Source organism: Plantactinospora soyae (assembly GCF_014874095.1).
Taxonomy (GTDB): domain Bacteria; phylum Actinomycetota; class Actinomycetes; order Mycobacteriales; family Micromonosporaceae; genus Plantactinospora; species Plantactinospora soyae.
Map to the genome: position 1 here is coordinate 1,995,724 of NZ_JADBEB010000001.1, position 12,814 is coordinate 2,008,537.

15 protein-coding genes are annotated in these 12,814 nt (G+C 70.6%); 6 read left to right on the plus strand and 9 right to left on the minus strand.

Features of this window, described 5'->3' with window-relative positions; all coding sequences use genetic code 11:
- Positions 1-28 precede the first annotated feature (28 nt).
- The 3 genes from H4W31_RS08870 to H4W31_RS08880 form a co-directional block, all read right to left on the minus strand.
- On the minus strand, positions 29-1,567 hold the full coding sequence (locus H4W31_RS08870) for an MFS transporter (protein ID WP_192766219.1): 1,539 nt from the start codon (positions 1,565-1,567) through the stop codon (positions 29-31).
- 195 nt (positions 1,568-1,762) lie between these two features.
- The gene (locus tag H4W31_RS08875; RefSeq protein WP_377425216.1) at positions 1,763-2,182 is read right to left on the minus strand and encodes a SufE family protein; all 420 of its coding nucleotides are present in this window, start codon (positions 2,180-2,182) and stop codon (positions 1,763-1,765) included.
- 110 nt (positions 2,183-2,292) lie between these two features.
- Positions 2,293-2,718: a CBS domain-containing protein gene (locus H4W31_RS08880; RefSeq protein ID WP_192766221.1), complete on the minus strand. Its 426-nt coding sequence runs from the start codon at positions 2,716-2,718 to the stop codon at positions 2,293-2,295.
- 176 nt (positions 2,719-2,894) lie between these two features.
- Between H4W31_RS08880 and H4W31_RS08885 the strand changes: the two genes are divergently transcribed.
- Entirely contained in the window at positions 2,895-3,515 is a 621-nt protein-coding gene (locus tag H4W31_RS08885; RefSeq protein ID WP_192766222.1) for a dTDP-4-dehydrorhamnose 3,5-epimerase family protein, read from the plus strand.
- Positions 3,516-3,572: 57 nt separating this feature from the next.
- Here H4W31_RS08885 and H4W31_RS08890 read toward each other — a convergent pair whose 3' ends face one another.
- Positions 3,573-5,315 (minus strand): proline--tRNA ligase, encoded by a 1,743-nt coding sequence (locus H4W31_RS08890; protein ID WP_192766223.1) that lies wholly within the window; start codon positions 5,313-5,315, stop codon positions 3,573-3,575.
- A gap of 205 nt (positions 5,316-5,520) precedes the next feature.
- Here H4W31_RS08890 and H4W31_RS08895 point away from each other — a divergent pair, with 205 nt between their 5' ends.
- Positions 5,521-6,303, plus strand: a complete 783-nt coding sequence (locus H4W31_RS08895) for an SGNH/GDSL hydrolase family protein (RefSeq protein ID WP_192766224.1) — start codon at positions 5,521-5,523, stop codon at positions 6,301-6,303.
- Positions 6,304-6,449: 146 nt separating this feature from the next.
- On the opposite strand, the gene H4W31_RS08900 is transcribed toward H4W31_RS08895, so the two are convergent.
- Positions 6,450-7,073 carry a pentapeptide repeat-containing protein gene (locus H4W31_RS08900; RefSeq protein ID WP_192766225.1) on the minus strand — a complete coding sequence of 208 codons (624 nt, stop codon included), beginning with the start codon at positions 7,071-7,073 and terminating at the stop codon, positions 6,450-6,452.
- 63 nt (positions 7,074-7,136) lie between these two features.
- Here H4W31_RS08900 and H4W31_RS08905 point away from each other — a divergent pair, with 63 nt between their 5' ends.
- On the plus strand, positions 7,137-8,042 hold the full coding sequence (locus H4W31_RS08905) for a sulfurtransferase (protein ID WP_192766226.1): 906 nt from the start codon (positions 7,137-7,139) through the stop codon (positions 8,040-8,042).
- A gap of 37 nt (positions 8,043-8,079) precedes the next feature.
- On the opposite strand, the gene H4W31_RS08910 is transcribed toward H4W31_RS08905, so the two are convergent.
- The 3 genes from H4W31_RS08910 to H4W31_RS08920 form a co-directional block, all read right to left on the minus strand.
- Positions 8,080-8,568, minus strand: coding sequence for an isochorismatase family protein (locus tag H4W31_RS08910; protein WP_192766227.1), 489 nt, complete (start codon positions 8,566-8,568; stop codon positions 8,080-8,082).
- Positions 8,569-8,598: 30 nt separating this feature from the next.
- On the minus strand, positions 8,599-9,960 hold the full coding sequence (locus H4W31_RS08915) for a YncE family protein (protein WP_192766228.1): 1,362 nt from the start codon (positions 9,958-9,960) through the stop codon (positions 8,599-8,601).
- Between the two features lie 138 nt (positions 9,961-10,098).
- Complete coding sequence (locus H4W31_RS08920; protein WP_192766229.1) at positions 10,099-10,353, minus strand: hypothetical protein; 255 nt, start codon at positions 10,351-10,353, stop codon at positions 10,099-10,101.
- 572 nt (positions 10,354-10,925) lie between these two features.
- On the opposite strand from H4W31_RS08920, the gene H4W31_RS08925 reads away from it, so the two are divergent.
- The 3 genes from H4W31_RS08925 to H4W31_RS08935 are packed head-to-tail and all read left to right on the plus strand — an operon-like array spanning position 10,926 to position 12,102.
- Entirely contained in the window at positions 10,926-11,714 is a 789-nt protein-coding gene (locus H4W31_RS08925; RefSeq protein WP_192766230.1) for a helix-turn-helix domain-containing protein, read from the plus strand.
- Complete coding sequence (locus H4W31_RS08930; RefSeq protein ID WP_192766231.1) at positions 11,705-11,893, plus strand: DUF397 domain-containing protein; 189 nt, start codon at positions 11,705-11,707, stop codon at positions 11,891-11,893. The genes H4W31_RS08925 and H4W31_RS08930 overlap by 10 nt, the downstream gene beginning before the upstream one ends.
- Before the next feature lie 20 nt (positions 11,894-11,913).
- Entirely contained in the window at positions 11,914-12,102 is a 189-nt protein-coding gene (locus tag H4W31_RS08935; protein WP_192766232.1) for a DUF397 domain-containing protein, read from the plus strand.
- Between the two features lie 20 nt (positions 12,103-12,122).
- On the opposite strand, the gene H4W31_RS08940 is transcribed toward H4W31_RS08935, so the two are convergent.
- Positions 12,123-12,692 carry an NUDIX hydrolase gene (locus tag H4W31_RS08940; protein WP_192766233.1) on the minus strand — a complete coding sequence of 190 codons (570 nt, stop codon included), beginning with the start codon at positions 12,690-12,692 and terminating at the stop codon, positions 12,123-12,125.
- Positions 12,693-12,814 lie beyond the last annotated feature (122 nt).

Here is a 12,814-nt window from a genome sequence, read left to right on the forward strand (position 1 = left end):
GGGGGTGGATGGTGGCGGCGGGGCGGGGTCAGTGGCCGACGAGTACCAGGCTCGGTTCCTCCACCGGGCCGGCGGTCGGGGTGGGCCCCGCCTTCGGGTCACGCATCACGAGCAGTGCGAGTACGGCCGCGGCCAGGACGCCGCAGGCGGCCGCCGCGAAGCTGGCGGACATCGCGGTGCCGAAGGCGTCGCGGGCGGCGGCGGCCAGTCCGGCATCGCCGGTCCGGGCGGCGATGCCGAGCGCGTCACCGATCGAGTGGCGGGCGGCCTCGGGCGCTGCTCCGGACATGGCGCCGGTGAACGCGCTCGACACGATGCTGCCGAGGATGGCCACCCCGAGGGCGGCCCCCGCCTGCTGAATGGTGTCGTTCAGCGCGGAACCGACCCCGGCCTGCTCGGCGGGCACCGTGCCCATCAGCGCCGCGATGGCCGCCGGCATCGCCAGCCCGCCGCCCGCACCGAGGACGAACAGGGCCGTTCCCAGCATCAGGAACCCGGCGTCCGGCGAGACGACCGCGAGCAGGCCGAACCCGACCGCCATCACCGTCAGCCCGACCGCGGCCAGGACGCGGTTGCCGAGCCGGTTGCCCAGGGTGGCGCCGAGGATGTTGAAGACCAGCGAGGCGACCGCCATCGGAATGAAGGCCAGGCCCGCCTCGGTCGGCGTGTAGTCGAGGACGAACTGCAGGTACTGGGTCAGCACCAGCAGCAGTCCGCCGTTACCGATCTGTACCAGGGTGAGGGAGAGGCTGCCGCCGCTGAAGTTGCGGGCCCGGAACAGTCCCAGCGGAACCATCGGAGCCGAGGTGCGGGTCTCCCAGACCACGAACCCGGCCAGGGCCAGTACGGCCACCGCGAAGGCGCCGAGGGTGCCGGGATGGGTCAGGCCGTGTGCGGGCAGCTCGATGATCGCCCAGACCAGGGCGGTCATCCCGACCACGGAGAGGATCGCGCCCAGCGGATCGGGTCGCAGCCAGGGGCCCTTGGACTCCGGCATCAGTACGAGTGCCGCGATGATCGCCAGCGCCGCGATCGGCACGTTGATCAGGAACACCGCGCCCCACCAGAACCAGGCGATCAACGCACCGCCGAGGACCGGGCCACCCACCAGGCCGACCATCGCCACGGCGCTCCAGGCGGACATCGCCTTGCGGCGCTCGGTGTCGTCGAACACCGTGATCAGGATCGACAGCGTGCTCGGCATCACCAGCGCGCCACCCACGCCCATCACGATCCGCGCGATGATCAGTTGGCCGGGGTCCGAGGCGAAGGTGGCCATCAGGGAGGCCACTCCGAACAGCGCCAGCCCGATGATCATGACCTTCCGGCGGCCGAACCGGTCCGAGAGGCTGCCGGTCGTGAGTAGCAGGCCGGCGAAAACCAGGATGTAGGAATCCAGAATCCACTGGATGTCCTGGGCGCTCGCGCCAAGATCCTTGGCCAGGGACGGGACCGCCACCGTCAACGCCATGTTGTCGATCACCAGCACCAGCGTGCTGAGGCACAGCACGACCAGGATGAGCCAACGCCCTGGGTGGCGCTCCGGCACCGCACTTCCGTTCAACATGGTCTCTCCCCCGACGAGGCGTACGGCGTTTCCGTACTGCGCACACTGTACGCACAGGGTCGGGTGAACGCAACTGCGTACGCTGTTCGCAGGAGGCGGGATCGAGGTGCGGAGGGTCGGGCGAATGAGGGCTATCGATGCTGTTGCACGTGAAACGTTGCCGGAGCGGGGTTTAGTGCCTGGTGGCGACGTACCTCAGCCGAGCTGTTCGCGTACCTGCCGCTTGAGGCGGGCCAGGATGGCGTTGCCGCCCCGGATCCGTAGCGGGCTGATCGCCTGCGCCAGGCCCATCCGCTGATAGAGATCGTCCGGTACGCCCAGCACCTCCTCGGCGCTCGCCCCGGCCAGACCCTCGGCCAGGATTCCGGCGAAGGCCCGGGTGGTGGGCGCCTCGGGCGGACAGTCGAACCAGGTGGTCACGGTCCGGTCCGGAGCCACCTCGGCGCGGAGGAAGAACGCCGTCTGACACTCCGGCACCTGCTCCATGCCGGTCCGGTCGGTCAGATGGGCCGGCAGCGGCGGAACCGCGTCGGAGAACTCCAGCAGCATTTCGAGGACCACGTCCCGGGGGGCGTCGGCGAACTCGGCCACGATCTCGGCGAGTTTCGGTGGCATCGGCTGCGGGGTGGATTGCGGCATGATCCCCAGGCTACCGAGGTCGCCGCCGGATCGGACGGTCCAGTCGGCGGCGGAAGCGGGTCGGACCCGGGCCGGCCCCGGGTCGCTCAGCTGTCGGGACTCGCCTCGCTGATCTCGCCGAGCGTGGACGACGGGTCCAGGCGAACCGCCAGGTCACCCAGGGAGACGATGCCGACCAGTTGGCGGTCCGTGTCGCACACCAGGATCCGGCGTACGGACCGCTCCCGCATCAGCATGGCCGCCTCCGTTGCGGTCGCATTCTGCTCGATCATCACGATTTCCCGGGTGGTCACCGAGCCGAGGGTGGTCTGTCGGGCGTCCCTGCCCTCGGCCACCGCGCGGACCACGATGTCCCGGTCGGTCACCATGCCGAGCAGGTTCGGCCCGTCGGTCACCACCACGTCGCCGATGTCGGCGTCCCGCATCGCCCGGGCGGCCTCGTCCAGCGGTGTACCCAGAGGCAGGTAGACGACCTGCCTGGTCATGACGTCGCGGACCCTGAGCTGCGTCACGAGAGCCTCCACACCCCGGTCTGTCGCCCCCTAGTGGTTCGATAGCACCTGCTACCCCCTGGCCGGCACGCTAACACCATGTCGGGTTTCCGATCGACCACTCTGGGTTGTCGGGCGGTATGGTGCGGTTGGCCCGGATAATCCGGCGGGACGCCAGGAAAGTCTGAGAGGTGCGAGTGAAGGCCACCGAGCTCTCCATCCCCGGCGCCTGGGAGTTCCTGCCCCAGCAGTTCTCCGACGACCGGGGCAGTTTCCTGGTCGGGTACGACGCGGAGTTGTTCGCCGACGCGCTCGGGTTCGAGTTGGCCGTCGCGCAGGTCAACCAGAGCGTGTCCCGCCGAGGCGTGATCCGGGGCGTGCACTGGGCCGACGTGCCGGTCGGGCAGGCCAAGTACGTCTACTGCTCCCGAGGAGCCGTACTCGACATCGTCGTCGACCTGCGGGTCGGCTCGCCGACGTTCGGCCAGCACGAGGTGACCCGACTCGACACCATCGACAACCGCGCGGTCTACCTGGCCGAAGGGCTCGGTCACGCCTTCGTCGCGGCGGAGGACGAGAGCGTCGTCAGTTACCTCTGCTCCACCCGGTACGCCCCCGCCCGGGAACGCATCGTGCACGTACGTGACGAGGAACTGGCGCTGCCCTGGCCGGCCGACATCGAGCCGATCCTCTCCGAGCGGGACAGGAACGCCCCCACCCTGGCCGAGCTGCGGGCCGCCGGCCTGCTCCCGGACTACCGCGAGTGCCAGCGGTCCTACCAGGCACATCGGGCCCGCCCCACTCCCCGGACCGGCTGAGCCCAGACCGCCGGGGTGCCGTCTCGGCCGTTGTCGAGGGGCCACCCCCTGGGCCGGTCAGCCGGTCAGCCGCGCCACCAGGTCCGGCACCGACAGCTCGGCCCGATCGCCGGTGGCCCGGTCGCGCAGTTCGACGTACCCCTCGGTCCAGCGGCGGCCGACCACGACGGCGCGGGGGATGCCGATCAGTTCGGCGTCGGTGAACTTGACCCCGGCCGAGACGTGCGCCCGGTCGTCGACCAGCACTCGCAGGCCGAGGTCGACGAGCTGGCTCGCGAGTTCGAGCGCCGCCTCCGTCTGCGGCCCCTTGCCGGCGGCGATCAGGTGTACGTCACACGGCGCCACCGCCGCCGGCCAGACCAGACCCTGCCCGTCGTGGTGCTGTTCCGCGATCACCGCCACCGCCCGGGACACCCCGATGCCGTACGAGCCCATCGTCAACCGGGCGGGCTTGCCGTCCCGGTCGAGGACGTCGACCCGGAAGGCGTCGGTGTAGCGCCGACCGAGCTGGAACACGTGGCCGATCTCGACGCCCCGGCGGATGGTCAACGCTCCCGGCCGGCAGGCGGGACACGGGTCGCCGGCCCGTACCTCGGCCGCCTCGATCGTTCCGTCCGGGTTGAAGTCCCGCCCGCAGACCACGCCCGTCGCGTGCCGGCCCGGCTCGTTCGCCCCGGTCAACCAGGCGGTGCCGGGCGCCACCCGGGGATCGACCAGGTAGCGGATGCCCAGCTTGGCCAGCAGCTGCGGGCCGATGTAGCCCCGGACCAGGCCACTGCCGTCGGTCCCGGTCCAGTCGAACATCGAGACGGTGGCGGGGCTCAACGACGCGGCGAGCCGCTTCAGGTCGACCTCCCGGTCGCCCGGTACGCCGACCACCAGCAGCTCCGGCTCGTCCAGTCCGGGACGGCGTACCGCCACGACCACGTTCTTGAGGATGTCGGAGCCGGTCCAGTCGGTCCGGTCGCCGAGCTGCCGGTCGTTGGCCAGCTCGACCAGGGCGTCGATGGTCGGGGTGTCCGGCGTGTCGTACACCTGGGCCGACGGCTGGGCGTGGACGTCCCCGGCCGGCGGCGCCGGAGTGGTCACCGCCTCCGTGTTGGCCGCGTAGTCGCAGGCGGTACAGCCGACGAAGGTGTCCTCGCCGGCCGGCGTCGGGGCGAGGAACTCCTCGGAGGCGGAACCGCCCATCGCACCGGAGATCGCCGCGACGATGGTGTAGTCGATGCCCAGCCGGTCGAAGATCCGCTGGTAGGCGTCGCGGTGCCGGCCGTACGCGGCCCGCAGGCCGGTCTCGTCCAGGTCGAACGAGTAGGAGTCCTTCATCAGGAACTCGCGTCCGCGCAGCAGCCCGGCCCGGGGCCGCGCCTCGTCCCGGAACTTCGTCTGCACCTGGAACAACGACACCGGAAAATCGCGGTACGAGGTGAGCGTGTCCCGGACCAGCAGCGCGAACATCTCCTCGTGGGTGGGCCCGAGCAGGTAGTCCGCGCCCCGCCGGTCGTGCAGGGTGAAGACCTCGTCGCCGTACTCGGTCCACCGGCCGGTCGTCTCGTACGGCTCCCGGGGCAGCAGGGCCGGCAGCAGCACCTCTTGGGCGCCGATCGCGAGCATCTCCTCCCGGACCACCTGGGTGACCCGGTCCAGTACCAGCCGGCCGAGCGGCAGCCACGTGTAGCCGCCCGGGGCGACCCGCCGGATGTAGCCGGCGCGGACCAGCAGCCGATGGCTCGGCACCTCCGCGTCGGCCGGGTCCTCGCGCAGCGTACGCAGAAACAGCGTGGACATCCGTAGCAGCATCCGGGCAGCGTAGTCCCGGACTTCGGGTCGGAGCAGCCGATTTGTCGGGTAGCCGCGCACGCCCTCCGGGGCTGGCGCGGTGGCGCCGATGCGGCTCCGGTCACCTTCCTCCGGCGGGCGTACGCTCGCCGCGATCCGGCTGACAGACTGGCCCGCAGGGTCGAGCGGGAGCAAGCAGAGCGGCAGTACGACGGGAGGGCGCGACGTGCGCTGGCGCAACTTCGTGGCGGTGGGGGACAGCTTCACCGAGGGACTGGACGACACCTACCCGGACGGCAGTTTCCGGGGCTGGGCCGACCTGGTGGCCGCGACGCTGGCCGCCGAGGCCGGTCCGGACTTCGGGTACGCCAACCTCGCGATCCGGGGTCGACTGTTCGGCAACGTCGTGGCGGAGCAGGTGCCCGTCGCCCTCGACATGCGACCCGACCTGATCAGTTTCGCGGCCGGCGGCAACGACGTACTGCGTCGCAACTTCGACCCGTACCCGCTGATGGAGCGGTTCGACAAGGTCGTCGCGGAACTGCGGGCCGATGGGGCCGACGTACTGCTGTTCCGGTTCGCCGACGTGATGGCCCGGCTGCCCGGTCAGCGCTTCGTCGCGCCCCGGGTGGCGACCCTGAACCAGGCCGTCGGCGAGGTGGCGGAGCGGCACGGCGCGATGCTGGTGGACCTCTTCGCCGACGAGGTCTTCCTCAACCCGGTGCTGTGGAGCCCCGACCGGCTGCACCTGTCGGCGGCCGGGCACCGCCGGGTGGCGGCCCGGGTGCTGGCCACGCTCGAATTGCCGCCGGACGAACAGTGGCTGGTGGTGCCGCCCCGGCCGGCCCCGACGCCGTGGCTGGCGGCCCGGGGCGCGGATCTGCGCTGGGCCGGACAGCACCTGGCGCCGTGGGTCAAGCGCCGGCTCACCGGCCGGTCGTCCGGGGACACGGTCAGCGCGAAACGGCCGATGCTGGGCCCGTTCCCCCACCAGCCGTTCGTGGACTGAGCATTGCCCGGGGCATCACCGCGACGATCGCCCCGGGCGTTGGTGCGAACCCGCCGGGCGTCGGTGCGAACCCGCCGGGCGTCCGTGCGGAACCCGCCCGGGTACGTCCGCTGTGGATGCCGCCGGTGCCGACCGACCTGCGGCGATCAGCGGGCTGGGCGTACCTCGAAGCCGAGCGCCTGGGCGAGCACGATCGACTGTTCGGCGGTGACGATCGCGCCGGTCCGCTCGACGAGGGTCGGGTCGAGCGCGCTCAGGTCGCTGCCGCGCAGGTCACATCCGGTGAACCGGGTGCGATTGAGCTGCGCTCCGGAGAGGTCGACGTCGGCGAGAACCGCGTCGGTGCAGTTCGCCCCGGTCAGATCCGCCTCGCGCATCCGTACCCCGTGCACGGTGATGCCGCGCAGGTCGGCGCCGGGCAGCCCGACGAACGACCAGTCCCCGCCGAGCACCTTCAACGGGCGCAGGGACGACTGGTCGAAGACGCTGCCGACGAGCTTGCAGCCGACGAACTCGGCCTCGAAGAAGTTGCAGCGGGTGAAGGTGCAGCGTACGAACGCCGAGTCGGTGTGCCGGGAGGCGTTGAACCGGACGTTGCCGAAGGTGCAGTTCGTAAAGCTGACCTGCCGGGTGGTCGCCTCGGTCAGGTCGACGTCGAAGAACTCGCAGTCGACGTACTCGCGTTCGGCCAGCTCGTCGCCGTACCAGTCCTCGCGCCGGAACGTCTCTCCCTCGTACCGGGCCGTACGGCCCTGTGTCGACTCCGTCATATGGCGACGCTAACCGAGCCGAGCCGGCCTCTGGACCGACCCGCCCGGCGTACCGTGGAGATCATGCCGATGCCGAGCGACCCCGCCCCCGAGCTGCAGGACTACGCCGACCCCCAGCGCCTGGTCACCACCGGGTGGCTGGCCGAACACCTGGGTTCGGACGGGCTGGTGGTGATCGAGTCCGACGAGGACGTGCTGTTGTACGAGACCGGGCACATTCCCGGCGCCGTGAAGGTCGACTGGCACCTGGAGCTGAACGACCAGGTGACCCGGGACTACCTCGACGCCGAGGCGTTCGCCCGGCTCTGCGCGGCGAAGGGGATCAGCCGGGACGACACGGTCGTCTTCTACGGCGACAACTTCAACTGGTGGGCGGCGTACGCGCTCTGGGTCTTCACGCTCTTCGGCCACCCCGACGTACGGCTGCTCGACGGTGGTCGGCAGAAGTGGGTCGAGCAGGGGCGGGAACTGACCCGGGACCGTACCGAGCGGGCTCCGGCGAAGTACCCGGTGCCGCAGCGCGACGACGCGCCGGTCCGGGCGTACCGGGACCAGGTGCTGGCGCACATTGCGGCGGCCCGCCCGCTGGTCGACGTACGGTCTCCGGCCGAGTACACCGGTGAGCTGACCCACATGGCGAACTACCCGCAGGAGGGTGCACTGCGCGGCGGGCACATTCCCGGCGCGGTGAACAAGCCGTGGAAGGCGGCGGCGAACGACGACGGCACGTTCAAGCGTCCCGACGAGCTGCGGTCGATCTACGCCGACCAGCTCGGGCTCTCGCCGGACGACGACGTGATCGCGTACTGCCGGATCGGCGAGCGGTCCAGCCACACCTGGTTCGTGCTGCACCACCTGCTCGGCTACCCGAGGGTGCGCAACTACGACGGCTCGTGGACCGAGTGGGGCAACCTGGTCCGGGCACCCGTGGTCCAGGGCGACAAGCCCGGCGGCCTCACCACCGGCTGAACCAGGGTGTGGGCCCTTGCTCAGGCGTGGCCCTGAGTCAGGTGTAGTCCTCGGTGTTCCGGACCTCGCCGAACCTTGGAAAGATCTTTTCGACGGTGAAATCGTGCTCGTCGGCGGCGAGGCCGGACATCGCGTCGGCGACGAACTCGACCTCGTAGCCGTGGTCGCTGGCCGCCCGCGCGGTCGACTCCACTCCCATCGTGGTGACCAGCCCGGCGAGCACGAGCGTGTCCACGCCCCGGCTCTGCAACTGGTGGTGCAGGTCGGTGGCGTGGAACGCCCCGATTGTGCGTTTGACGACCACCACGTCACCGGGCTGGACCAGACCGTCGACGAGGTCGCTGCCGGCCGGCTGCTCGGTCACGTTCGGCCGTTCCACCCGGACGAGCACGACCGGGCGGTCGTCTGCCCGGAACGCCTCGGCCAGCCGGCGGCAGCGGTCCAGGACCTCCGTGCCGGTGTGCGGTGCGAGGGGCAGGGCGACGATGCGGGGCATCAGGTCGATCAGTACCAGTGCGGAGGTCACGGGGGCTGATCTTAGGCCGACGGCCGGGGGCTATGTCGAGGCGATGACCTGCCGAAGGGCCACCAGCCCGGGTACGTCGATACGCTGCCGTACCGTCCCGGTGCCGGCATCGACCCGGAGTACGGCGTTCGGCTGCCCGACGTACAGCCGGGTGCCGTCGGGCGGGCCGGCGAGGCCGCGTACCTCGGCCGGCGTGGACCACCGCGGATCCGTGCCGCCGCCCGCGGTGACCGCCATCCCGACCACCTCGCGGCCGGCACCGACCAGCAGCATCCCGGCGCCGTCGAAGGTCGCGGCGGCCGGTACGGCGTTACCCGACCCGGCAGTACCGGCCAGCGCGTCGAACCGGACGCTGTCCATCACGGTCAGCCCTGCGGGGTCGATCGTGGCCAGCGCGCCGCTACCGGTGTCCGCCACGTAGAGCCGGCTGCCGTCCCGGTTCAGCGCGATCGTGTGTCCGGCGGCCGCGCGCTCGCCGAACGGCGCCGGCAGGTCGACGCAGAACGCCCAGCGTTCGGTCAGGTCGAGGGTGTGTACGAAGGCGTGCACGTGCGGGGCGTCGTCCCGCGCCCCGGCACCGGTCGGGTCCGTGGCGGCGGCGATCCGGTCCCGGGTGTGCACGTGGTCCGGCTGGTGCGTGTAGAGCGTGAACAGCCGATTGCGCTGCCGGTCGTACACCGCCTGCCGGCCCTCGCCGCGCATCTCCTCCTCGGTGCCCTCCGGCACCACCGCCTTGACCCGGGTCAGCAGCGGCTGCACCTGCCCGGACGCGAGGTCGACGACCCGTACCCGGTACCGGTCCGGCGCGGTCGGCGGCAGGTAGTCGAGGACGAACAGCGCCTGGCGGGACGCGTCGAACGCCTCCGGTTCGAGGTTGCCGGGCAGTTCCAGTCGACGGCGTTGCCCGGCACCGTCGGCGACCACGATGGTGGTCCGCTCCCGTGGCCCTGGCCGGTAGGGCGTGTGCCCCGGCCCGGCGTCGTCGGCGAGCGCCACCAGGTCGCCGTCCGCCGAGATGGTGCGGACCGTGAGCGCCCCGGTCAGGGTGCCGGCGCTGACCGCCGCACCGTCCGGCAGCCGGTGACTGGTCAACCGGGTACCCCCGTCGGGGCGCTCGACCCGGACCAGCCGCCGGCCGTCGCCGCTGACCACCGCCGGGGCCGGCTGGACCAGCATCCGCCCGGTCACCGCGTCGACCACCGCCAGCTTGCCGTCGGACAACTCCACCACCAGCGCCTCACGCGGAGTCGGCTTGCGGCCGGCGGCCTCCGCGTCGTCCCGGTCGCCGGACCCGAACTGGCAGCCCGCGCTGGCCGTGACCGCCCCGACTCCGGCGGTCCCGGCCAGCAGCGCGCCGGTCAGCCGCAACACGTCACGCCTCGTCGTCGTCATGCCGGGTAGAGGCGTGACGCCCGCGACAGGTTCCGCCATCGGTTCGCCCCGGCCCGGACGGTTTCAAGATCCTTGGCAATCTACGGTCCTCAGCACGCCACCGGTCGCCAAGAATCTTGGTGGGTTCCGGCTCGTCGGTCAGGGTGGTCGGGAGCGGGGGAGCCAGTAGACGATCCGGGCGGAGAGTTCGCGGGGATCGGTAGTGGGCAGGTCCTGCAACGCGTGTTGAAGTTGGCTGGCGAGATAGACCAGCAGTCCGATCCGGTTGTCGCGGTAGGCCCGCAGCAGGCCGAGCCGGGCGGGTTGGCAGGGCCAGGGCGCGCCGCAGGTACGGCATCGGAACGACGGTCGTGCGGGTGTGTGCGGGCGGAACCGCGCATGGGGGCCGTACATCGAGCTGTCCCGGTCACCGGCGCTCGATTTGCCGGCTGAGTCCCGTCCGGTGACGGTGCCCGGCTCGGCCGGCCCTGTCCCAGATCGGACGGGTGTTGGTGTGTCGGGCCCGCACCGGTGGCGGTGGCGGATCCGGCGGGACCTGGACGAGCGCCGGACGAGGGGCCGGCGGCGCTCCGGGCCTGCGCGGTGCCGGGATGGAATGTGGGCAGCGCCAGCGGCGGCCACAGGAACAGAAGATCCAGAGGAAGTACCAGGCACGGTAATGCCGAATCGGCAGGCGATGGCGTCTGGGCATTGATCATCCCTTCTTCTCGATCTCGCAATGGGAATTGGATGCGGGGTCGTTCCGATGCCGGACGGAACGGCCCCGCTCGGTTCCGCCCGTCCTATTCCGACCCCGAACGGTCCCGCTGCCTTCCACTCTGGACGGCCGCCCCCTAACCTCGATAGGTGTGCATTGCACCCGTTGTGACCTGCGTGAATGATCCGGGGCTTGGGGTGAACCGAGGCGAACTGTGGAGTGGATCCATTGACTTGCGGGAGGATTTATGACAGAGGCGCGGCAATCCATGATCGAATTCATCATCGAAGAAATCCGTCGGGCGAGGGTGACCGCCGGAATGACTCAGGACCGGTTCGGCCGGGGTGCCAACTTCTCGGCGTCACAGGTGAGCGCCGTCGAGACGGGCACCCGCGCGCTGACCCGGGAGTACGTCCGGGGCGCAGACAAGGCGTTGAAGACCGGCGGCCTCTTCGAGCGCATGGTGATCAAGCTCAAGCTCGACGGCGAGCCATCCTGGCTCCGCGAGTGGATCGAAATCGAACGCAAGGCCGAGTCGTTCCGCTGGTTCGAGAACACCGTCATTCCGGCCTTGCTTCAGACCGAGGCCTACGCGCGGGCCATCTTCGCGAGTACGGGTGTGCTGACTGCTGACGAGGTGACCACTCGTGTCGCCGCGCGGTTGGATCGACAGGCCATCCTCAATCGAGGGAAGCCCCCGCAGATGACCGCTGTCCTCGATGAAGGGGTGCTCCACCGGCCGATCGGCGGACCGGATGTGATGCGTGAGCAGTTGCGGCATCTGGCGAAAGTTGCGGGCGATATGCCCCAGGTTCGGCTCCAGGTAGTGCCGACCGGCGTTGGCGCGTACGCCGGGCTGAGCGGGCCGTTCGTCGTTGCCATGTTGTCTGCCGACGAGAATTTGGCTTTCCTTGACAACTACCTCCAAGGCATGGTGGTGCACAACGCATCGGAAGTAGCGTGGATCGTCAAGGCATGGGAGTCCATTCGAAGCGAGGCACTACCGCATCAGCAGTCCACCAAGTTGATATTGGAAGTGGCGGAGACATGGAATTGACCGGGGCGGCTTGGCGCAAGAGCAGTCGCAGCAACGGGCACAGTGGGAACTGTGTGGAGGTGGCGGACAACCTGCCGGAGGTCGTGGGGGTGCGGGACAGCAAGGATCCGTCGGGTCCGGCGCTGGTCTTCGCCCCGCACGCTTGGCGGTCGTTCGTCAGAGGTGCGGGATCGCTTTGACGTTTAGGAGTGGCGGTGACATGGATCTGACCGGGCCGGCTTGGCGCAAGAGCAGTCGCAGCAACGGAGCCAGTGGGAACTGTGTGGAGGTGGCGGACAACCTGCCGGAGGTGGTCGGGGTGCGGGACAGCAAGGATCCGTCGGGTCCGGCGCTGGTCTTCGCCCCGCACGCCTGGCGGTCGTTCGTCCGGCAGGTCCGGACGCGCTGACCGGCGGCGTCACACCCAGCTCAGAAGCGGACCCGCTGGAGCTTCCGCCAGAAGCGGGTGAAGTGCGGGTCGAAGCGGGTGGGATCGGCGTCGCGTACCTCAGCCGGCGACCACCAGCGCGCCTCCCGGAACTCGCCGCTGTCCAGCGAGAGCGGCTGCTCCCGGTCGAGCCGGAGCAGGAACCACAGGCTCACGTCGGTGTGCCCGGCGTCGATTCCGACGGTACGCGTCACGGTGACGAAGACCGGCTCCGTCTGGACGAGGCCGCTTCCGACCGGTACGCCCAACTCCTCGTACGCCTCCCGGCGGGCCGTCTCGGCGGGGTGCTCGTCCGGGTCGACGTGCCCACCCGGCGGTAGCCACAGCCCGGCGTTGACGTGGTCGACCAGCAGCACACCGCCGTCGGCCGGATCCACCGGCACCACGTACGACACCAGGTGCCGGGGCGGGACGGCCGGTTTCACCCGCCGGAACACGTCGTCGGTGCTGCGCAACCAGTGCAGCGTCTCCGTCCGGTGGCGTTCCTCCAACTCGTCGGTCGGGACGAGCCCGGAAACGAGGTCGTGCACCGCCGCGACGGAGTCCCGCATGCAGCGATCATGCCAGCACCCGCCGCAGTACCCCCGCCAGAGCGGCGTGACGTGCGGTGACGCGCACACCGATCGCCAGCATTGACAGGCCAAGGAGCTCGGTCGCGCCACTGGCGATTATC

Coding starts and splice junctions, on each gene's coding strand:
- H4W31_RS08935 (WP_192766232.1), top strand. CDS start 11,914: ATGGATCTGACCGGGCCGGCTTGGCGCAAGAGCAGTCGCAGCAACGGA.
- H4W31_RS08890 (WP_192766223.1), bottom strand. CDS start 5,315: ATGCTGCTACGGATGTCCACGCTGTTTCTGCGTACGCTGCGCGAGGAC.
- H4W31_RS08900 (WP_192766225.1), bottom strand. CDS start 7,073: ATGACGGAGTCGACACAGGGCCGTACGGCCCGGTACGAGGGAGAGACG.
- H4W31_RS08915 (WP_192766228.1), bottom strand. CDS start 9,960: ATGACGACGACGAGGCGTGACGTGTTGCGGCTGACCGGCGCGCTGCTG.
- H4W31_RS08920 (WP_192766229.1), bottom strand. CDS start 10,353: ATGTACGGCCCCCATGCGCGGTTCCGCCCGCACACACCCGCACGACCG.
- H4W31_RS08905 (WP_192766226.1), top strand. CDS start 7,137: ATGCCGATGCCGAGCGACCCCGCCCCCGAGCTGCAGGACTACGCCGAC.
- H4W31_RS08930 (WP_192766231.1), top strand. CDS start 11,705: ATGGAATTGACCGGGGCGGCTTGGCGCAAGAGCAGTCGCAGCAACGGG.
- H4W31_RS08870 (WP_192766219.1), bottom strand. CDS start 1,567: ATGTTGAACGGAAGTGCGGTGCCGGAGCGCCACCCAGGGCGTTGGCTC.
- H4W31_RS08925 (WP_192766230.1), top strand. CDS start 10,926: ATGATCGAATTCATCATCGAAGAAATCCGTCGGGCGAGGGTGACCGCC.
- H4W31_RS08940 (WP_192766233.1), bottom strand. CDS start 12,692: ATGCGGGACTCCGTCGCGGCGGTGCACGACCTCGTTTCCGGGCTCGTC.
- H4W31_RS08875 (WP_377425216.1), bottom strand. CDS start 2,182: ATGCCACCGAAACTCGCCGAGATCGTGGCCGAGTTCGCCGACGCCCCC.